A 20,300-nucleotide genomic window follows, 5' to 3' on the forward strand; every position below is an offset into this window, starting at 1 on the left:
GTCAGCCCTCCCCCGCCAGCACCCGCACGGCACCGTTGGGAAAGCGGACGCAGAGCTGGGTGGCACCGTTCACCTCCCGTGCGAACACCCGAACCGATGCCTCGCCGGGCGCGTCCGGAGTCGGCTGGGCCCGCAGGTCAAACGCGGGCCGCACGACCAGGTTCTTGCTGGGGTGGCTCAGACCGTGGGTGATGGCCACCTGCGAGTTCGTTGCCGGCTGGCCGATCCACCCCTGGCCGGTGCCGGCGACGCCGGGCAGACCGGGCTGAGAAAGGGTGGCCCGGATGCTGGACATGCCCCGGTCCGCACCGAAGTCGATCGCGGCGTTCGCGCAGTTCCGGATCTGGGTGTCGATGGTGGCCGAGGCGGGTTCCTCGGGTTTGGCACCAGCCACGAACTGAATACCAATCTCGGTGCCCGGGCCGGGGTGGTTGGCACCCTGCACGTAGCCGGCCAGCCAGCGGCAGTCGTTGCGCGAGATACGCACACCGACCCCACCGGCCAGGTCCGCATAACAGTTCACGCAGCCAATGCCCGACGCGGCGAGCTCGAAGGAGACATCCTGCCGAATACCCCAGGCATGGCAATTGACCATGAGCGTGCCGTACGAGTTTCCGGCCATGTGAAACCCGGTGCCGGCGTTCTGGAACGAGATGCAGTTGAGAAACATCGAGTCGTGTGGCCCGGTGAAGTTGATACCGTGGCCGCCGTTGTCGTGCGTACGAAGGCCGGTGACCCGGGCCTCCATCTGGTGGGACGGTTCGGGCAGGTCGGCGGCGGTTCCCCAGTCACTGAAAACCCCATCGGCACCGCAGTTGAACACGGTCAGATCCGCGAGCTCGTAGCCGTACCCGTAGATGCGGAGGCCGTAGCCGACCGGATTGTCCTCCGCGCGGTTCCCGTCCAGGGTGAGGTCACGGACGCTGAACATCGTGCTGCCGGCGTCACTGCGACTACTCGTCTCCTGCTCAAAACGATCGGTCTCGAGAATGGCGGTGTTTGCGCCCGGAGCCAGCCGGAGCACGGTGGCGTCACCGCCAGAGCCACGCAGGTGCACCCGGGAGTAGAGGGTAAGCCGGCGGGTCAGGTACGTGCCCGGGGGAAAGAACACGATCCCACCGGTGGCGCGGGCGGCGTCGATGGCCCGCTGCAGGCCCTTGGTGTCGTCGCTGCTGCCATCACCCTTCGCGCCGAATTCCCGCACGTCGTAGTCGCCGCGCGCGGACGCGTCATCGCCCCTGCCGTACGCCACGGCTCCAACTCCACCAGCAGCGAGGACCGCACCGACTGAGGCGATGGCCCGGCGGCGGGGTAGGGCGGCACGGGCTGCTCTGACACCGGGCGGCTCGGGACTCATTATTTCTCCTGTGACCGGCGTGGCTGGACGAGAGTAGGGGATGGCACCCGTGCCGAGGGTAGCGCTGGAGGTCGTGCCGCCGAGTCACCGGTCAGCCGGAGCCGCAGGGCGAACCATGCTACGACGAGCACCTCACCCACGGCGAGCAGTAGAAACAGGTCACCGGTGTTATCCAGCCAGAGCAGCGCGACGGCCAGCGCCAGGAACGCGATCGTTCGCGATCCAATCGCCGAGGCGAGGTAGGTAGCGGGCGCGGAGTAGATCATGTGTCGCGTGGAGAGCCAGGTGGAGACCATGAGAGCCGCCTTGTAGGCACAGTAGAACGCCACCGTGCCGAGACTGGCGGCGGCGAGCGCGCCGGCTAGTAGGCCGCGTACGTCCGGGCTGGTGACAACCGTGCCGGAGATCCCGACCAGCAGCACCACGGTTAACAGCCGCGCCCCGGTGCGGAACCGGCTTCCTCGTCCCACGACCAGGTCTTCCCGGGTGGTGGCTGCGAGCGCCACGTGGAACGGACCGAAGGCCAGGTCCATCGCGCGCAACACGACGATCGCGTCGGCGCCGGCCAGCACTCCCGCGACGGCGGGCAGCGCGATGACATACAGCAGGTCAGCCGCCGCGGCCACGCAGTAGGTAACACCGAGTCGCAGGCCGGCCAGCAGTCCGGGCCGGACTCCCCTGCCCCGAGCCGGCTGACAGCTCAGGGCCCAGGCCAGCACGGCGAGTTGGGCGGGTACTGCCGCGACCTCCAGACGTAGGCCGGTGAGGGCGAACGCCGCGGTGGCCAGCGTGCCGGCCGCTACCAATTGCGGCACCAGATTGGCCCGGCGGCGGGACCGGGTTGCCGACATCGACCAGAAGAGCGCCTCGATCGGTAGTTGCAGCAACACCGGCAGAACGACCAGGAGTCGGTCGAAAATGCTGCTCTCCGGGAACGTCACGGAGACCGCCGTGAAGGCGATCACGGCGACCGGCAACATCACCACCGCCGCGGTCCGCCTCGCCCACGCCTCGCGGTCCCAGCCGGAGGGCACGATTCCCGCCGACTGCGGGCGCCCGATCAGAGCCTCGATGAGGGTGTACGGAATGGCCAGCAAAACACCCTGGAAGGCCACGAAGGCCACATGCTCGCTGTCGAGCCAGGAGGCCAGCAGGAACACTCCGACGTTCGCCAGCCTAGTCATCACCTGTACGGACAGCTGCGACTGCTGGAGCTGCCGGAGCAGCCCGGTCATGACGGGGAGCGCAAACCGTGGTGACCAAAAAGGATCAGAGTCAGCATCGCCGCCGTGAACTCCCAGGAGTCTAGGGTCACGGAGGCGGCGGCCAAGCCGCTGACGAGCGCGATCGGCATCACGAACTCAGGGCGCCGAACGGAGCCACGCGCGAGCCACACCAGCGCGAACACCGTCGCACCGACCAGCAGCACCATCACCACAGGACCGAACTGCAATCCGACGTTCAGGAAGTAGTTGTCCACGAACTGCGGTGGCGAATCGGCCACCCGGGAGTACGTCGCACCACCCGCCGCGCCGATCCCATCGCCAACCAGTGACGCCCCGGCCAACAGGTCACGCCAGACCGCGAAACGCTGGAACAGGCTGCTGCTACCCCCAGCTCCGATCAGCACGAACATGGCGGTGATCCCGGCGGCGATCAACCCGGTCAGCGCGATGGCCACCAGCCGCCTACTCCGCGAGCGGGTATGCGGCAGGATAAGCGCCCCAGCCATGCCGCCCACCACGAGCAGAGCTCCGGACCGGCTGGTGCTCAGCACCAGACACAGCACCGCGGCGGCAGCGGCAACATGCCAGAGCACCACGCGTGGCCGGGCCCGGGGGGTAATCCAGCAGGCCAGGTATCCGAGCAGGTAGGCCGCGGCGAGCATGCCCAGTTCGGCATTAACCTCGGTGAGCCCCGGAACGCGGAACACGCCGTCGATGTAGCGGACGTTGTGCTCCGGGCTGAACCCCCAGCTCACCAACGTCGTGGGCCCGATCAGCACCTCCGCCACACCCGCCACCGCGTTCGCGATGACCAGCACGGCCAGTGCGGTGAGCAGCCGCGGCACCGCGCCCGACGCGAGCGCACCAACGATTACCAGGAATGCCACCGGAACCAGGATCAACCGCAGGCCGGTGACGGTCTGGGCAAGGCCGTGATGGGCGACGCCGATGACGCTCCAGACCATCAGCACCAGGGCCGCCGCCGCGCCAATCTCCGCCCACCGCACCGGCAGTTCCCAGCCGTGCCGCAGCACCACGGCGACCGCGAGGAGGCAGGTGACCACGGCGCCGGCCAGGCTGAAGACCCAGGGCCGGCCGTCGAAGAGTAGCCAGGACAGGCCGGCGAGGGGCAGCGGGGCCGTGCACGCCACGAGGACGAAGTGCAGGCCGTACTCGTGGATGGAGTCCCAGCGAGGCGCGATGCGGATGGTGCGTTGCTCAGTCATCGTCCCTCGTAGGCGTCGAGCACCTTGCTGACGTGGTCATCCCAGTCCAGTTCCCGGCCGTCAGCGGCCGCGGACTCGGCCATCCGAGCATATTCGGCAGTCGGCATTTCAGCGGCCCGGCGCAGGACCGCGCGGAGTTCATCGGCTCCGTTGAAGAGCAGCGTGGAACTGCCCGCGGCCATCACCGGCGGTGCGTGTGCGCCAGCGATGATCGGACGGCCGGCCATCAGGGCCTCCGCGCACACCAGGCCGTACGTCTCCTGCCTGCTGGGAAATACCAGCCAGGCGGCTCGGCCGAACGCCTCGCGCTTGCCCGCCTCGTCGAGCCGGCCGAGATACCGTACCCGCGGTGCCGCTGTCTCGACCCGCTGCCGCAGCGGCCCCTCCCCGGCCACGAGCAGGGTGCCCGGGCCGTCCCACGCGTCCAGCAACAGATCGAGGCCCTTGTGGGTGCCGAGGGCACCCAGGAACAGGAACGTGGTGGGGTCGCCCGGGGGCCAGTCCCGCCGGTTCCAGTCCAGCGCCACGGCGAGCGGCACGATACGACTCGCCGGGTGCCGGGTGCGACGACTACTTCGCCGTACGGTGTCGCGTACCCGTTCGGTAGCGTACAGCAGCAGGATCCGCCGAAAGCGCCGCAGGATCCAGGCCGAACGCGCCCGCAGCAGCGCGTCCAGCACCCGAGAGCGCCCCAGGTTCCGCATCGCGTTGTTCGGATCCACGATCGCGTGATCGTGCACTGTGTGCACCGTCGGGTAGGCGCGCGCGATGCGGGCCACCGCGGGGACTCCCAGCCCCTGCCAGTTGTGCACATGCACCACGTCGGGCGCGAAGTCGCGTAGGTCGGCCGGGCCGAAGCCGGTCGGGTCGAGCAGATCCGCCGCATGCACGGCGACCTTGCCCGGTAACCGGGCCGAGAACCGCCGATGATCCGCGGCGGTGAAGATGCGTACTTCGTGCCCGCGTTCGGTGAGGCTGCGGCTGAGGTCCTCGACGTAGAGCTCGGCGCCGCCGCGGACGGCGAAAGAGGCATGCACCATGGCGATCCGCATCAGGGCCACAACCGTCCGGCGAGTTCCAAGGTGGCCTCCCGCCAGGTGCGGACGGTGACCGGTTCCGGCTTTTCCAGCTTGCCGAGCGCTTCGACCAGGGCCTCGACCGTCCAGCTTCGCATCCGGATCGCGGCACCACCGGTCGCCTCGTGCAGAGCGGGGTCGGGCGAGACGATCGTGGGGGTACCCAGGGCGAGGGCCTCGGCGGCGGGCAGGCCGAAGCCCTCGAAGTGACTCGGCATCAAGAACGCGGCGGCCCCAGCCACCGTCGCCGCGTACGCCCCGTCGTCGAGCCGATCCAGGAACACCGTGCGGCCGCTGTCGTCGGAGAAGTGGCGGGTACTGCCAGCGAGTACGACCAATGTGTACTGCGGAAAGGCGCGAATCGCCTCGATTGCCAGTTCGACGCCCTTGTGCGGGGCGTGCCCGGCCACCACCACGTATTCGGGGGGCAGCGCTGGCGGCGTACCCGGACTGGGCAGATCGCTACCCGGATGCCAGACGGCAGCTCGCTGCTCGTCCACGTTGTAGAGGCCCAACAGGTCGTGGCGGGTGCGGGCGCTGACGCACAGCAGTGCGGTGGAACGGCGGATCGCGGTAGCGTAGCTGACCCGGCGGTACTCGCGAACGGACTGCGACAGTCCGCGTGGCCAGAGCCGGAACGCGAGGTCATGCACGATCGTGGTGACCGGCAGGCGGGCGCCAGCCAGCGCGAGGGACGGACTGAGCGACAGGATCTGCCCGCGGCTCTCCCGGCGCAGCGCGGCGGTCGCGGCCGCGATTGTGCGCCCCCGGCCGTCGGCCTGGTGGCTCACCACGATCTCCGCCGGCCCGTCGAAACCCGGCGGCGCGCCGACGAGACGGAGGTCGTGGCCGCTCGGCCAGTACCGGACCAACTCGTTGAGGACCCGGGTGATGCCTCCGGGCCCGACCCCGCTGCCGTCCAGCACGGTCACCCGGCGCTCAGCGGACGGCATCGTTGATCCACCTCATCATGTGCTCGGCAAATCGGGCGTGGCCGAAGCCCTCCGCGTGCCGCCGGATCAGTGCCCGGTCCAGGTCTCCGAGGCGCCCCAGCAACCGGGCGTGAACCCGCGGGTCGGTGGACTCGGTGAGCAGGCCTGTCTCGCCGGGCACGACGGTCTCCAGCAGGCCGCCCCGCGCCAGTCCCACCACCGGGGTGCCGGCCGCCTGGGCCTCGACCGGAACGATGCCGAAATCCTCGTGGGCGGGGAAGAGCAGGGCCGCGGCGCCCGCGTACAGCTCGCGCAGCCGCTCGCGGGAGGGGCGTACCTCGAATCGGACGTGCCGTCCGGCCTGCCGGCGCAGGCTCGCCTCGTCCGGGCCAGCTCCCGCCAGGACCAGCGGCATCCCGGCCTCAGCAGCGACCTCGATCATCAGGTCGAACCGCTTGTACGGGATCCAGCGACCGACACCGAGCAGGTAGTCGCGGTCGCCGTCCGGTGCGGTACCGAAGTACTCCACGTCAACCGGCGGGTTGATCACTACTGCGTCCCGGTGCCAGAACCGGCGAATCCGGTCGCGGACCTCCACCGAGTTCGCCGCGTACGCGTGTACGTGGCGCCCGCCCCACCGGTCTGCTCGCTGCAGGAGCGCGCGGGGCAGTGCGAGTAACGGGTTGGCTCCACGCCCGTCGAAGCCGGGGCTCCACACGTACCGGGCGGGCGTGTGCACGTAGCTGAGGTGTCGGGTCTGCGCGGGATCGCCGAACTTGACGGTGTGTGCGAAAGCGTGGCTGGACGAGATCACCACATCTGGGCTGGGCCGGCCCGCGGTGCGCCACACCAACGGCATCACCGGGAGGGCGAGTGCCTTAGATCGACTCAGCGGGGTGCGGGCCAACCACGTCTCCCGCAGGCCGGCACTGTCGGCATCTGGTTCGGCCCACAACACGTGCCGGGTCGCGTGCGGGATCAGTTCAGCGATCGCCAGGAAGACGTTCTCCGATCCACCGACGGCGCTGAACCATTCATGGACTACCGCAACCGACCGGTCGGCGAGCAGGTCGGCCATCAGCTGTGTCGCTGCCAGACAGCTCGCAGCGAGTCCCACCCGCCGCCGAGACTGTCGCAGAGCACGTCCACGTAGACGGCCGTCTCGGTGTTGTCCCGATTCCACCAGAAGCCGCAGAGAGCCGGGGCATCGCCGGCGGGAGTGGCGTACTCGACGTACGTACCCGGGGCGTCGGTGACGCCGCCCAACTTACGGCCGGGCTGATCGGCCCCGGCGAGGATGCTCCCCGAGTTCAGGGCGAGCTGCTGCCGGTAGTCCTGGTCGGCGGCCTTGGCCTCGGCCGACTCGTACCCGACGAAGTGCAGGTACATCCCGCCGTCCCGGCACAGCACATGGGAGCGCTGCCCGGGGCTGAGCTGTGGGCCGCCACTCCCGGCGTCCGCGACGCAGCCGCTCATGTCGGCCAGCCACGGCTCCGCCAGGGGGAGCAGGTCATCCGGGAATGCGGCGCGGTTGGTGGCGACCAATTCGGCCAGCTTCTCCGGCTGCGGGGCGGCAGCCGGCGCCGCACCACCACCGTCGGGCGCGGTCGCCCGACCAACGAAGAACGCGCCGACCCCGGCCACCAGCGCGCCAGCGAGGACACCGATGAGCAGGCCACGCAGGAGCTTTCCCCGCTCTGGGGGCGGAGACGGCACGATCCGTCGCTGCAGTCCTGGTGCGGCGAGCGGCGCCGTGGTGAACGAGCTCGGCTGCGTGCTCAGCCCGTACTGATCCTGCCCGTACGGTTCACCACCAGCCGGCCCAGCGCTCGGCTGCGTGCTCAGCCCGTACTGGTCCTGCCCGTACTGCTGGCCTGGCCCGTACTGCTGGTCCTGCCCGTACTGGCCCGGCCCGTACTGCTGGCCCGGCCCGTACTGGTCCGGCCCGTACTGGTCCGGCCCGTACTGGCCCGGCCCGTACTGGTCCTGCCCGTACTGGCCCGGCCCGTACTGCTGGCCTGGCCCGTACTGCTGGCCCTGTCCGTACTGGCCCTGCCCATACTGGTCACCACCAGCCGGCGGGTTGGGATGCGGCCCGTAGGGCGGTGGGGATGAGACCGGAACATCGCTTTGGCCACCCGGAGCGCCATGCGCATGCGCACCGGCGGGTGGGCGCCCCCGTTCACTGGCCGCTTCATCAGTCACGAGCGGCACGATATCAGCGCCCATCGAGCATTCGCGGGGCCCAGTGACGCGGCCCTCATCACTATCCCAGATATCCCGCAAACGCCCTGTTCGCGCCGACCCTAAAGCGAAATTCCATAGTGGGCGCCAATAGATCGGGCATCATCGAGGAAACCGAACCCGACGAGATCTCGAATGTCCGGCTCGGCCCGAACAAGAACTATCGTCCCATGTGGCGCGCGCGGGGACGGGCCCGGGCGGAGAAGGCTGCGGCCCCGGATCGCCGCGGACCAGATCGGGTCGAGGTGGTCGGCGCCGGTTTGCCGCCGCGCTGCCCCCGGCCGCCGGGAGTGGACCGCGCCTCGTGCCGAGGGCCGGGGGAAGGCGATACAGGCTGGGGAACCAGCCGCCGTTCACCCGGGGCGATGTCACTAAGCAGCGGGTCGCCCGGGCGCAGGCGGGTCGTGGTCGCGGTGATGCCGGCCTTGCGAGTCAGTGTCCGCACCTCGGCCACCTGCGCGTCGGTCATCAGGGTGACGACGGTCCCGTCCGCACCGGCCCGAGCGGTACGACCCGAACGGTGCAGGTACGCCTTGTGCTCCACCGGCGGATCGGCGTGCACGACCAACGCCACATCGTCAATGTGGATGCCCCGAGCGGCGATGTCGGTGGCGACCAACGTGTGCGCCTCCCCGGCGGCGAATGCCTGTAGGTTCCGGGTGCGGGCGCCTTGGGCGAGGTTGCCGTGCAGTTCGACCGCGCTGACCCCGGCTGCGGCGAGCCGTCGAGTCAGAGTTTTCGCACCCCGTTTGGTGCGGGTGAACACCACCGTGCGGCTCGATGTGGCAGTCAGCTCGACCAACACGGCGAACCGGTCCTCGGCGTGGACGTGCAGCACGTGATGGGTCATCGCGGCGACCGGCGACAGTGTTGAGTCAACGCTGTGCACGACTGGTTTGGTGAGGAACCGCCGCACCAGGACGTCAACGCCGGAGTCCAGGGTTGCCGAGAACAACAGCCGCTGCCCACCGCGCGGGGTGCGCTCCAACAGCCGCCGTACGCTGGGCAGGAAGCCAAGGTCGGCCATGTGGTCGGCCTCGTCGAGGACAGTGATCTCAACGGCGTCCAGGTACGCGTGTCCGGCTTCGACGTGGTCGGTCAGCCGTCCGGGGCAGGCCACCAGGACATCGACCCCGGCTTGGAGCCCGGCGATCTGGGGCCGGGCAGCGACGCCGCCGAAAATCGCCATCGTGCGCAGCGACAGCGCCTGGGCCAGCGGCGCCATCACGCGGTCAATCTGCGTGGCCAACTCTCGAGTCGGCGCGAGGATCAGCGCCCGGGGACGCTTGGCCCGACGGGGTGTCGCGGTCGAGGCCAGGCGGGACAGCACCGCCAGCACGAAGGCATAGGTCTTACCCGAACCGGTACGGCCGCGGCCGAGCACGTCCCGCCCGGCTAGCGCGTCCGGCAACGTCGCGGCCTGGATCGGGAACGGCCGTTCCACCCCGACCGCAGCCAGGTGGCGGGTGAGCGGGTCGGGCACGCCGAGGTCGGTGAAGCTCGGCGGGTCGGGCTGGGTTGGCGGGGAGTCGGGCAGGGTGTTCTGGCGCGGGCGGCTTGCCGCCATGGAGGCTCCGAAGGTTGAAGGGGGCGTCCCGCCTGGCGCTGACCGTGGTGGTGTCGGCGAAGGAGGTCAACGCGGCGGTCAAGCGGCAGCTGCGTCGCGGCGCGCGACGTGGGCATCGAGCCTCGTCGCCATGCTGGAAGGGCCGCGGGGCCAGTCTACTCGAACCCGCTGGCCGGGGCGTGCTGCCCGCGGCAACCGACAACGATCGTCGACAAACCCGCTGGCAGTCGGGCACCGTCACCGCCGCTTGGTCTCCACCTTCCCGGTGGGAGGGTCAGCCCGTCAGAGTGCCCCGGACCAGGCTGTCGCCGGAGTGGTCGGTGTTGTTGTCGTACCGCTCGGCGGAGATATCCACCACTGAGATCAGCCACACCTCGTAGTAACCCGACACATCGGGAAGATTCACCACATACAGGTGGAGTTGCCCGTCCTCGAAGACCCGGGCCGCACCGTTCACCCGGCCGGACACGGGTGAAGGCTAGCCGAGCAGTGCACCCGACCGGATCATCGATCGGTTGTGCGTGAGGCGCTGGACCGAGCCGCATGGTCGACGACCGCGCGCAGCGCCGGATAGCGCTGCCGGAGGCGATGTTCCAGCTGGCCGTGCAGGGTGCTGCGGGCGGCCGGGCAGCCGTTGCAGGCACCGGCGAGCCGGACGGTGACCACGTCGTCCCGCACGTCCACCAGGTCGATCCGGCCACCGTGCGCGGCGGCGAACCGCCCGACCGACCCATCGAGGAGCTGCTGGGCCAGCGTACGCAGCACCGCGTCACCGGCCCGCGCACCGGAATCGGGTACGACGTGCCAGCCGTCGGGTTCCCCGAGGGCGGCGTGCAGCGCGCCGCGTACCCGGGGCCCCTGGTCCCGCCAGCTGCGCCGCGGGCCGAGGCGGGTGACCACGGCGGCGGGTTCCAGCCGAAGCTCGGCGAGGGTCCCGTCGGCGAGCAGCCCCGCCAGCGGTGGCGGGGCCGCGGCCACGACGCCGACCGGGTCGAGCAGGTCGGCGGGGATGACCCAGCGCAGCAGATCCGGTTCGTCGGCGCAGCGCTGCGGGTGCAGGGGAACCATCCGAGTCACCCCACGAAGAAGGAGGTGACGGTCCGGGCAAGGTAGGCCATCAGCCAGGCCGCCACGGTGAGGTAGCCGAAGGCCACCAGCGGCCACCGCCAGGTGCCGGTCTCCCGCCGGATGACCCCGACGGTCGCCATACATTGGAGGGCGAAGGCGAAGTACACCAGCAGCGCGGCGATCGTCGGCGCGGTGAAGATCGGCTGCCCGGCACGCGGGCCGTCCGAGTAGGTCATGGCACGTAGCGCGTCGCCCGGGTCTTCGGGGTCCTCGGCCGCCGCCACCTGGCCGAGGGTGGCGACGAACGTCTCCCGGGCCGACTGGGCGGACAGCACGCCGACATTGATCCGCCAGTCGAAACCCAGGGGGTCGAAGACCGGGGCCACCAGCCGGCCGGCTTCGGCGGCGTAGCTGTGGTCGACGACGTAGGCCGAGACCGCGGCCGAATCAGCGGTGTCGACGCCCGCCGCCTGCATCTGCTCGGTCGAGTGCAGCGGCAGGTTCAGCAGCAGCCACAGCACCATCGTGGTGGCCACGATGATGGTCGAGCACTTGCGGAGAAACGAACTCGCCGCGCCCCACACCGCCAGCAGAACCGCCCGGGGCGAGGGCAGCCGGTACGGCGGCATCTCGAGATAGAACGGCGTCGGTTGGCCACGACGGTCACCGAACTTCTTGAACGTCCACGCGGCCAGCATCGCCGCGACCGCACCGAGCAGGTACAGCCCGAACATGACCAGACCCTGCAGACCGAACGGACCGAACGTGGCGGCGGGGTCGACCAGCAGCCCGATCAGGACCACGTAGACGGGAAGCCGCGCGGCGCAGGTCATCAGCGGCGCCGCCATCATCGTGGCGATCCGGTCCCGGGCCGAGGGCAGGGTGCGGGTGGCCATGATGCCGGGGATCGCGCAGGCGAACGAGGACAGCAGCGCCACGAAGGCACGTCCCTCCAGCCCGACGCGGCCCATCACCCGGTCCATCAGGAACGCCGCGCGGGACATGTAGCCGACCCCCTCGAGGAGGGAGATCAGCAGAAACAGCAGCATGATCTGGGGCAGGAAGACCAGGACGCCGCCGACTCCACCGATCAGGGCGTCCCCAAGCAGGCCTGACAGCCACGGATTGGTGACGTGCACCGACACCCAGCCCGACAGTACGCCGAAGAACGCCTCGACCCCTTCCTGAAGCGGAGCGGCCAGGGTGAAGACCGTCTGGAAGAACAGCACCATCACGGCGAAGAAGACCACGGTGCCCAAGATCGGGTGCAGCAGCACCGCGTCGAGTCGTCGGGTGCGGCCGTGCGGTTGGGCCGCCCGGTACCCGGCGTACGACAGGACGGACTCCACCCAGGCGTCCCGCTCACCCGGGTCCACGGGTGGTGGTATCACCGGCGTCGGCCAGTCTCTCCAGTCGAGCAGCTGTTCCCGCAGCTGCGCGATGCCGTGACCGCGGTGGCCGACCACCGCGACCACCGGCACTCCCAGGGCCTGGCTCAGCGCGTCGACATCCACCGCGCCCTGGCGGCGGAGCAACTCGTCGGTGAAGGTCAGCACCACGCAGCTGGGAAGACCCCGGGCCAGCACCTGCGCGACGAATCCCAACGAGCGCCGCAGGGTCGTCGCGTCAACCACGATCAGCAACACATCGGGCGCCCGCATGCCGTTGCCGTCCAGGACATCGACCAGAACCTGCTCGTCCAGACTGACCGGGTCCAGCCCGTACGAGCCGGGGAGATCCTCGACGGCGAGCTTACGGTCGCCGACCCGGCAGGTCCCGGCGAAGCGGGACACGGTCACCCCGGGATAGTTTCCGGTCTTGGCGTTCAAGCCGGTGAGGGCGTTGAAGACGCTGGTCTTGCCCGCGTTGGGGGCACCGACCAGGGCCACCTGCGGCAGCTGGGTCAGCGGGGCCGCGGGCTGACCGCTCTCGTGGCAGGAGCTGCTCACCCGTCCACCTCGACCACGTTCACGCAGGACGCCTGCGCCCGGCGGAGGCAGATCTCGTAATCCTTCACCAGGTAGATCAGGGGGTCGCGCAGCGGTGCCCGGCGCAGCATCCGGACCTCCGTGCCCGGCGTGAAACCGAGGTCGGCCAGACGCCGCGCGACAGCCGGGGAATCGGGCACCGAGACGCTCACCACCTGCGCGGTGGCGCTCGGCGTCAGGTCGGCCAGCGTCCTTTCGCCGCGCCGGGCCTCAGCCGGGGGCCGACCGTCGGGCCGGGCCTCAGCCCCGGGCCGACCGTCGGTCCCCTGTTCGAACGTCCTGCTCGTCATGCACGCCCCCAGCCAGACTCACCTTGAGATTAGGTAAGGCTAACCTCAGGAAAACTCGCTGGAGCGTGACCTTCGGCCCCTCTTCTCGGGACAGTTGCGGGCCAGCACGGCGCGCCTAGCACGCCGGGCTAGCGCCAGGCGGCGCCCCAGGCAGCCTGGTCGGCGGAGGGCAGCAAGAGCCGCGCCCGTGGCGTTGTACGCGGGTTCGCTTCGCCGACAAGGGCTGTGCGATGCCGACAAGGGCTGTGCGATCAGGGACGCGCGGCCCCGGGCGGGTCAGGGTCGAGGCTACCGGCTCGGCTGCCGAGATCAGGCGCCTGGGAGCCACTCGCATTGAACGCCATAGCTGCTCGTCTGAGCTCGATAGAACGTGCCGTCCGAGACGCCCCGACGTGCCTGGGCGGCCGGGACAGGGCAAAGCGGGGCCTATCAGCATCTGGGCGATGGTCAACCCTGATTCACATGCCGGATAAAAGCCCCTTGGCAGGGCATCGGCTGGTTTGGGATGACCGTGAGCTGTGGCGTCCAATTCCGACCAGACTCCGCGTTTGGGTAGCCGTCCCAGCAGCACAAATCCAGGACTCTGAATCGAGTCGGGCGAGGTCTGGCTTCAGAAACAGGCTGTCCGTCTCTCCAGCGGACCAGCCGATGGAGAGACGGACAACGCTCAGCCGTGGTGCAGCCACCGCGGCCACTGCCGTCCTCATTCCCGTCAGGCAGGCCGCCTCACCGCACTGGCAGCACTGGCAGCGCTGGCAGCACCGGCAGCGGCAGCGCTGGCAGCACCGGCAGCGGCAGCACCGGCAGCACCGGCAGCGGCAGTACCGGCAACACCGGCAGCGGCAGCCGCCTGCGACTGCTCCGCTGCGGCCTCCAATTCGGCGGCGAGCTGCGCGTCGGCCTCCTCACGGGCGTCCCGCTCAGAGGACCGCTCGGCTAGGACGCGCTCGAGCGCCGTATCCATTACGCCCGCCATGCCCTTATCCGGAGTAGTCTTATCAGCCATCGTGGGAGGCTACCCCAAATGTGAGCAATTGTCAGGACCGCATCGACCTGGGTCAGTCACGCTGATCGCTGTGGTGCGCTGTTAGTCGGGGCACCACGTGGTCCCCGGCGCAGCGCCGGTGCCGGATCACACTACGACCCCCACCGCCACAGCGCCCTACAACACCTGCTCAACCCAGATCAACCTGTGGAGACTTGACACAGGGCAACTCACGCGCCGCCGGACAGCCGACGCACCAGGCGCCACGAGCCCGGTAGCAGGCCCGCAGCGAGCAGGGCCTTGAGCAGGTCGCCCGGCAGGAACGCAACGAGGCCCAGCAGGAGCGCGGTCGGCACGTCCATCCCGGTGGCGACCGTCAACCAGGGAACACCAACCGCATAGATCACCACGTTCCCGAACACCATCAGCCCGAACATGCGCCACGGCCGCCGGTCCGCCCCGGCCGAGGCAAGCCGGCCGACAACCGCCGCGGCCAACACGAAGCCCAGCAGGTAGCCCGCGGTCGCGGACTGCCAGCCGTGCGCGCCGTCGGCAAACCACGGCACCCCCAACACCCCCGCCACCAGGTAGAGCAGCATGCTCGCCACCCCACGGGCCGACCCGAGCGCGGTCCCGGCCAAGAGCACCGCGAAGGTCTGCCCGGTCACGGGGACCGGTGACCCGGGAATCGCCACCGACACCTGCGCAGCGGCACCGACGACAGCGGCGCCACCAACAACCAGGGCGACCTCCCGCGCCACGGAACCGCCCCACGCGTCGGCCAACACGCCGACACGTGGGCCGGAGGCCAGCACCAAACCGTCTGCCATTCCATCCTCCTGTTGTCGCTACCGACGCCGGTGGCGTCCCTACAGATCATGTGGATCTTCCCAGCCCTGCCGCCGGCCCGGTCGTCCGCCCACAGCCCGTCATGCAGCACAGTCAGGATGATCATTCACGCCGGGACGGTAGGCGACGAAAACATCCTCGACCCGGGCCATCCGGCCTACTCAACACCTACCCCCACACCACCACCGAAATACGGGTGCGCCGAAGCGGCCGATTCGATACTGATATCGCCATGCCAGAGCTGAGCCCGCCCACCGTACGGGTGCATCAATCGTTCGTTGCCGCCATGGCCGAGTTCCGCGCCGAGGGACGCGGCAGCACGGAAGACGGCAGCATGATCGGGTCCGAGCTGCGCATATTCTCGCGCCACTGGTCAACTCCCGCCGGGTTCGCGGCGTACGTCGATTGGCTACGAAAGCAAAACCTCGAGGACTCCCCGCGCCCGAACGGGCACGTACCGTCAACCACCTTGTGGTGGGTCCAGGACGACGCCTACCTCGGCCGCCTCGCGATCCGGCATCGCCTGACCCCGTACCTGCGGGACTTCGGCGGGCACATCGGCTATGACGTGCGACCAACCGCACGGCGGCGGGGCCACGCGACCGCGATGCTGACCGCCGCGCTGCCCGTGGCGCACCGCCTGGACATCGCATCCGCCCTGGTGACGTGCGATGTGGACAACGTCGCCTCCCGTAAGGTGATCGAGCGCAACGGCGGGATCTTCGCCGACCAACGCAGCGAGAAGCTCCGGTTCTGGGTTCCGACCGGCTGACCCGGCCGCACGGACGGCGGATCAGCCGCATCCGAGTCACTCTCCGCGGTAGCCCTCCCAGTGCGGAGCCGGGCCACGGTGCGGGGCGACCGGGCTGTTATCAGGCATCAACTCACCGGTGTCGTCGAATACGATCACGCCGTTGCAGCGCAGACTCCAGCCCTGCTCCGGGTGGGACGCGATGATGCGGGCCGCCTCATGGTCGACCGCGCTGGCGGCAGGACACGTCGGCTGATGGTTGCACGGACTGTTGGCGTTGTGCCGGGCTCGGAGGGCGAGGTCGACGGTGTGCATGTCGGTTCTCCTCTCAACTGGGCTACTCAGCCGCGCTGGCGCTCGGAACGGAATGGAGTGGCCGCCTCCTACCAATTCGCTACGTCATCGCTGAACAGATGAGGCGGCCCACCCCCGGGCTGATACAGGCACGGCAGAATACTGACAGACATATTGAGAGATCATAAAAAATAGGGTAAGTAGAGAAAGAAAAAATGAGCCTGATCACGAATTGAAAGAATCAGTCCCAGGCTTCGCCCATCCTGGCGAGTTCGTCGGCGTACTCGATCTGATCGCGCCAGGGCTCCGGCCACGTGGCCATACCGTGGGCGGCACCGAGGAACGCGCCGGTCAGACCGGCGATGGAGTCGGAGTCGCCGGAGGTGGTGGCGGCGCGGGCAAGGGCGGACACCGGATCGTCGGCATGCCGGATCGCGCAGAACAGTGCGGTGGCCAGGGCCTCCTCGGCGATCCAGCCGGCACCGGTGATCCGGCAGGCGTCCGCGCCGTCGTCGGCCGAGGCGAGCGCCAGATCGAGCCGATCCAGTACGTGCTGGCACTCGTCCCAGCCACGGGCGAGGTAGTCGGCGGGATTGGCGACGCCGGGCTGCTGCCACAGCGCACCCAACCACTCGTCGCGGTAGACGGTGCGCTGGTCGTGGGCGCGGGCTCGCAGCAGCGTGGGCAGGGACGGCAGCTCCGCGCCGTCGCGCAGCAGCCGCACGGCGTACGCGGTCAGCTCACTGGCGGCGAGCGCGGTGGGATGCCCATGGGTCATCGCGGCCTGCAGCTGCGCCACCCCGGCGAGGGTGTCCAGGTCGTAGCCGGCGACGAGCCCGACCGGCGCGACCCGCATGTTCGCGCCGCAGCCCTTCGAGCCGACCATCGTGGCCTGGGTCCACGGCTGGCCGAGGGCCAGGTTCCCGCAGGCACGCAGGCAGGTCATTCCCGGTGCGCGGTTGTTGTCGGGACTGGCTGCCCACTGCACGAACCGCTCCCGAAGCAGCGGTTCCAACACCTCGGCCGTCGGCGCGGGCGCATCCAACAGCGCCATCCCGACCGCCAGGGTCAGCTGGGTGTCGTCGGTGACGGGTGCGGGGTCGCCCGCCAACTCGCGCGGGCCGTCGGGCCCGTAGCGGGCCTGGATGTCCGGGACCGTCATGAACTCGGTCGGTCCGCCCAAGGCGTCGCCATAGGCCAACCCGAACAGGCACCCGGACGCCGCATTCGACGTAGTCGGCTCTCGCATATCGGGTGGATGGTAGCCCAACGGATGGCACTGCGGGGGTACCAGATTGACGATAATGGGGCCGACACACGAGCGAGGAGAGATCATGGACGACTGGAACGCCAAGATCATAAAAGAGTTTCGCGAAAACGACGGGCGGGTCGGTGGCCAGTTCGCAGGCGCACCCCTGCTGCTGTTACACACGGTGGGCGCCAAAAGTGGGCAGCCCCGTTTGAACCCGATGATGTACCAGAAGTTGGATCGTGGTTACGCCGTGTTCGCCTCCAAGGCCGGCGCCCCCAGCAACCCCGACTGGTACCACAACCTACGAGCCCATCCGCAGGTCAAGGCGGAGATCGGCACGGACACGTTCAACCTGGTGGCCAGGGTCGCCGCGGGGGACGAGCGGGAGCGCATCTGGAGCGCGCAGAAGGAAGCCTTCCCCGGCTTCGCGGAGTACGAAGCCAAGACCGACCGGGAAATCCCCGTCGTCGTGCTGGAAGCCGCCTCGTAAACCGAGCCCGAACTCCTTTGCTCCACGTCAGACGGACGGATAGGTTGCTGCCCATGGGCAGCATCCTCTCGGTCAACCTGGCGGTACCGGAACCCAGCACCGCGAAGCGAGTCGGGATCACCGGCATCAACAAGCAGCCCGTCGACGGACCCGTGACGGTCCGGGCGCCGGGGCCGAAGACCACCGGCCTACACAGCGGCCTGGTCGGCGACCAGATCTTCGACATCGAGCACCACGGCGGCGACGACCAAGCCGTGTACGCGTACGCCCGGGAGGACTACGACTGGTGGGAGGCCCACCTTGGGCGGGTGCTGCCAGGCGGGATCTTCGGCGAGAACCTGACCACGGCCGGCGTCGACGTCAACGGTGCGGTGATCGGCGAGACCTGGCGCATCGGCGACCAGCTCGAACTTCAGCCGACCTTTGGCCGCGTTCCGTGCGCGACTTTCCAGGCCAAGATGGCGGAGCCGCGGTGGGTGAAGCGGTTCACCCGGGAAAATCGCCCCGGCGCCTACCTTCGGGTCGTCACACCAGGAGAGGTGCGAGCCGGAGATCCGGTTTCGGTGCTCCACCGGCCGGCCCATGGCGTAACAATCGCGGCGGCCTTCCACGCGTACCTGACCGAGCCGGAGTTGCTGCCCGCGCTGGCAGAGGTCGAGGGCCTCCCCGACGACCTCCGGCAAACGCTAATGGAACGAGCGCCCAGCTGAGGCAGCCCGCGACTTGATCCGCAGCCGGGGCGCCTAACCGAAGCTACCCAACGCCGATCCCGACCATCCGCTATTACCAGAGATACCCCGCCTGAACCAAGATCTGTCTACAGTGCTGACGCCCTGGTAAGTTCAGCGGCCGATCATTATTCCTCCAATTGGGAGGGGCGGATTTCAGTGACGAGGTTGCGGGGTAGTGGGCTGTCGCTGCTCATTGACAACCGCGGCTTCCGGACGCTCTGGCTCGCCCGCACCACCTCCTACCTCGGTGATGTCATCACTGCCACCGCCGTGGTTCTCTACCTCTACGAAATCGGGGCAACCCCGACCGAGCTTGGCTTGGCGCTCGCCGCGAAGGCACTGCCCCAAGGGCTCGGCCCGGTGACCGGCACCCTGGCCGACCGCTGGGACCCCCGCCGCATCATGATCGCCGCTGACCTGATTCGGTTCGGGACAGTCGGCCTGATCGCGGTGGCCCTGCCGCCCTTTCCGGTGCTCATCGCCCTGATCCTGCTCAAAGGCACGCTGACCACCTGCTTCCTGCCCGCGGGCAAGAGCTGCGTGCCGCGGCTGGTGGAGCGGTCCAGCCTGGTGCAGGCCAACTCGCTGCTCGGGCTTTCGCGCAATGTGGCGTTGGCCGCCGGGCCGGTCGTCGGTGCGGTACTCATCCAGGCTGCCGGAGCGCGAGCCGCCTTCGCCCTGGACGCGGCCTCCTACCTGCTCTCCGCCCTGGTGCTGTTCTTTCTGCCGCCGGTCGGCAGCGATCATGGTGCTTCCCGGCGGACCACGCGGTTCGTCGCGGACCTCACGGCCGGCCTGCGCTACGTGGCCGGGCACGCCGTTGCCCGGGCGGTGGCGCTCTGCCTCTTTCTCGGTGTCTTCTTCGCCGCTTGGGACAGCGTGGCGCTGGTCTTCCTGATCAAGGACGACCACGGGGGCACCGATACCTGGGTCGGGGTGGCGACCGGCGGTTACGGGCTCGCGATGGTGCTCGTGCCGTTGCTGCTCGCGCTGACCCGTTGGCAGCCCTCCGGCCCGCGGCTGCTCCTCATCGGCCTGTGCTGCTCAGCCCTGGGCCTCATCGCCGTGGGCATCGCCGGCCAGCTGATCCTGATCGTGCTGCTCTACACGATCGCCGGTGCCGGCAACGGCCTGGAGAACATCGCCACCGACACCGCCATCGGCCAGAACGTGGACAGCGACAAGCTGGGCCGGGTCTTCGGTGCGATCTACGCCCCGGTTTTCCTCGCGGAGACCGCGGCCTACCTGATCAGCGGCCCCCTACTCGAGGCAACCTCGCCGGCCGGAGTGTTCCTCATCGCCGGCACCGGCCTGCTCGGCGTGGCCGCTGTCGCCTGGTGGCTGCTCCGCCGGGCCGAAGGGCCGCCACCGTACCCGCGCCCCGGAACGCCATGCCGAACCAACCCTCCGGCCGGAGTCGTCACTGCTCGATCCGGAGGGCCCAGCGCACCTCCGCCGACGTCTTCACCGTGACCCCCAGCGGCTGCGCGGATGAGGCGGCATCAATCTTGTTGAGCTCATGGTGAAGTTCCGGGCCACACGGGATGGTGAACTCGGAGGCTGGGCCCACCGCGAGCACGAGCGAGCCGTCGCCCTGGCAGTCGAGGCTGATCCACAATGCGCCCGGACCAGTAGTGACGCGCCCCACTATCGCGTCGCCGGACTGGGGCTCCGCAGCCAGGAGCGTGGTTCGCCCTGGCTCGGCGGGGGGTAGTCCCACCTCATCGGTGACGGATGGGGGCGCTGAGGGCGAAGTTGCGGCGGACCCGGCGTTCGGGGGTGCGGTGGAGTCCACGGTCGGGGTCGTGGCGAGACCCGAGCTGGTATCGGATCCGGCTGCGCAGCCGGTTAGAGCAAGGGCGCCAACCATGGCCAGGGGAGTCAGAAACAGGCGCACTGTAGCTCCCCTATTAGCGCGACCAAGCCGGTTAAGCCGACCACGTAGGCCATAGAAGGGGGGTGGTGGGCAGGCGA

20 protein-coding genes are annotated in these 20,300 nt (G+C 69.4%); 4 read left to right on the forward strand and 16 right to left on the reverse strand.

The annotated features are described in order from the left end of the window. Position 1 precedes the first annotated feature (1 nt). The 14 genes from SALPAC2_RS0114495 to SALPAC2_RS0114560 all read right to left on the reverse strand — a co-directional run bounded on the left by SALPAC2_RS0114495 (position 2) and on the right by SALPAC2_RS0114560 (position 14,789). On the reverse strand, positions 2 to 1,357 hold the full coding sequence (locus tag SALPAC2_RS0114495; protein ID WP_026184743.1) for a glycoside hydrolase family 55 protein: 1,356 nt from the start codon (positions 1,355 to 1,357) through the stop codon (positions 2 to 4). Continuing rightward, the gene (locus SALPAC2_RS0114500; protein WP_018217363.1) at positions 1,357 to 2,592 is read right to left on the reverse strand and encodes a hypothetical protein; all 1,236 of its coding nucleotides are present in this window, start codon (positions 2,590 to 2,592) and stop codon (positions 1,357 to 1,359) included. Before SALPAC2_RS0114500 ends, SALPAC2_RS0114495 begins: the two co-directional genes overlap by 1 nt. Beyond that, the gene (locus SALPAC2_RS0114505; protein ID WP_018217364.1) at positions 2,589 to 3,809 is read right to left on the reverse strand and encodes a hypothetical protein; all 1,221 of its coding nucleotides are present in this window, start codon (positions 3,807 to 3,809) and stop codon (positions 2,589 to 2,591) included. The genes SALPAC2_RS0114500 and SALPAC2_RS0114505 overlap by 4 nt, the downstream gene beginning before the upstream one ends. Continuing rightward, a complete protein-coding gene (locus tag SALPAC2_RS0114510; protein WP_223874094.1) occupies positions 3,806 to 4,861 on the reverse strand; it encodes a glycosyltransferase in 1,056 nt (351 codons plus the stop codon). The genes SALPAC2_RS0114505 and SALPAC2_RS0114510 overlap by 4 nt, the downstream gene beginning before the upstream one ends. Next, positions 4,861 to 5,838, reverse strand: coding sequence for a glycosyltransferase (locus SALPAC2_RS0114515; RefSeq protein ID WP_018217366.1), 978 nt, complete (start codon positions 5,836 to 5,838; stop codon positions 4,861 to 4,863). The genes SALPAC2_RS0114510 and SALPAC2_RS0114515 overlap by 1 nt, the downstream gene beginning before the upstream one ends. Further along, positions 5,825 to 6,895, reverse strand: coding sequence for a glycosyltransferase (locus SALPAC2_RS0114520; protein WP_018217367.1), 1,071 nt, complete (start codon positions 6,893 to 6,895; stop codon positions 5,825 to 5,827). Before SALPAC2_RS0114520 ends, SALPAC2_RS0114515 begins: the two co-directional genes overlap by 14 nt. Then, entirely contained in the window at positions 6,895 to 7,662 is a 768-nt protein-coding gene (locus tag SALPAC2_RS24865) for a hypothetical protein (protein WP_033661862.1), read from the reverse strand. Before SALPAC2_RS24865 ends, SALPAC2_RS0114520 begins: the two co-directional genes overlap by 1 nt. A 559-nt stretch (positions 7,663 to 8,221) precedes the next feature. Further along, on the reverse strand, positions 8,222 to 9,628 hold the full coding sequence (locus SALPAC2_RS0114530) for a DEAD/DEAH box helicase (protein WP_018217369.1): 1,407 nt from the start codon (positions 9,626 to 9,628) through the stop codon (positions 8,222 to 8,224). Between the two features lie 274 nt (positions 9,629 to 9,902). Next, positions 9,903 to 10,097: a hypothetical protein gene (locus tag SALPAC2_RS0114535; RefSeq protein WP_018217370.1), complete on the reverse strand. Its 195-nt coding sequence runs from the start codon at positions 10,095 to 10,097 to the stop codon at positions 9,903 to 9,905. A 35-nt stretch (positions 10,098 to 10,132) separates the two neighbouring features. After that, positions 10,133 to 10,696 carry a NifU family protein gene (locus SALPAC2_RS0114540; protein WP_018217371.1) on the reverse strand — a complete coding sequence of 188 codons (564 nt, stop codon included), beginning with the start codon at positions 10,694 to 10,696 and terminating at the stop codon, positions 10,133 to 10,135. 5 nt (positions 10,697 to 10,701) lie between these two features. Then, positions 10,702 to 12,645, reverse strand: a complete 1,944-nt coding sequence (feoB, locus tag SALPAC2_RS0114545; protein WP_018217372.1) for a ferrous iron transporter B — start codon at positions 12,643 to 12,645, stop codon at positions 10,702 to 10,704. Beyond that, entirely contained in the window at positions 12,642 to 12,974 is a 333-nt protein-coding gene (locus SALPAC2_RS0114550) for a FeoA family protein (RefSeq protein WP_018217373.1), read from the reverse strand. Before SALPAC2_RS0114550 ends, feoB begins: the two co-directional genes overlap by 4 nt. Positions 12,975 to 13,686: 712 nt before the next feature. Then, complete coding sequence (locus SALPAC2_RS27330) at positions 13,687 to 13,980, reverse strand: hypothetical protein (RefSeq protein ID WP_162561347.1); 294 nt, start codon at positions 13,978 to 13,980, stop codon at positions 13,687 to 13,689. A gap of 209 nt (positions 13,981 to 14,189) precedes the next feature. After that, positions 14,190 to 14,789, reverse strand: coding sequence for a biotin transporter BioY (locus SALPAC2_RS0114560; RefSeq protein WP_018217375.1), 600 nt, complete (start codon positions 14,787 to 14,789; stop codon positions 14,190 to 14,192). Between the two features lie 251 nt (positions 14,790 to 15,040). Between SALPAC2_RS0114560 and SALPAC2_RS0114565 the strand changes: the two genes are divergently transcribed. Then, positions 15,041 to 15,580, forward strand: coding sequence for a GNAT family N-acetyltransferase (locus SALPAC2_RS0114565; protein WP_018217376.1), 540 nt, complete (start codon positions 15,041 to 15,043; stop codon positions 15,578 to 15,580). Positions 15,581 to 15,616: 36 nt separating this feature from the next. Here the strand turns inward: SALPAC2_RS0114565 and SALPAC2_RS0114570 are convergent, their stop codons facing one another. Both SALPAC2_RS0114570 and SALPAC2_RS0114575 read right to left on the reverse strand, forming a co-directional pair. After that, positions 15,617 to 15,874, reverse strand: a complete 258-nt coding sequence (locus SALPAC2_RS0114570) for a DUF5999 family protein (RefSeq protein ID WP_018217377.1) — start codon at positions 15,872 to 15,874, stop codon at positions 15,617 to 15,619. A gap of 220 nt (positions 15,875 to 16,094) precedes the next feature. Beyond that, positions 16,095 to 17,102, reverse strand: coding sequence for an ADP-ribosylglycohydrolase family protein (locus SALPAC2_RS0114575; protein ID WP_026184745.1), 1,008 nt, complete (start codon positions 17,100 to 17,102; stop codon positions 16,095 to 16,097). Between the two features lie 85 nt (positions 17,103 to 17,187). Here SALPAC2_RS0114575 and SALPAC2_RS0114580 point away from each other — a divergent pair, with 85 nt between their 5' ends. From SALPAC2_RS0114580 to SALPAC2_RS0114590, 3 genes are all read left to right on the forward strand, one after another. Continuing rightward, positions 17,188 to 17,595 (forward strand): nitroreductase family deazaflavin-dependent oxidoreductase, encoded by a 408-nt coding sequence (locus SALPAC2_RS0114580; protein ID WP_018217379.1) that lies wholly within the window; start codon positions 17,188 to 17,190, stop codon positions 17,593 to 17,595. Positions 17,596 to 17,648: 53 nt separating this feature from the next. After that, on the forward strand, positions 17,649 to 18,305 hold the full coding sequence (locus tag SALPAC2_RS0114585) for an MOSC domain-containing protein (protein WP_018217380.1): 657 nt from the start codon (positions 17,649 to 17,651) through the stop codon (positions 18,303 to 18,305). A gap of 177 nt (positions 18,306 to 18,482) precedes the next feature. Further along, a complete protein-coding gene (locus SALPAC2_RS0114590) occupies positions 18,483 to 19,799 on the forward strand; it encodes an MFS transporter (RefSeq protein ID WP_026184746.1) in 1,317 nt (438 codons plus the stop codon). The last annotated feature ends 501 nt before the right edge of the window (positions 19,800 to 20,300 follow it).

This window comes from Salinispora vitiensis (genome assembly GCF_000378825.1).
Taxonomy (GTDB): Bacteria; Actinomycetota; Actinomycetes; order Mycobacteriales; family Micromonosporaceae; genus Micromonospora; species Micromonospora vitiensis.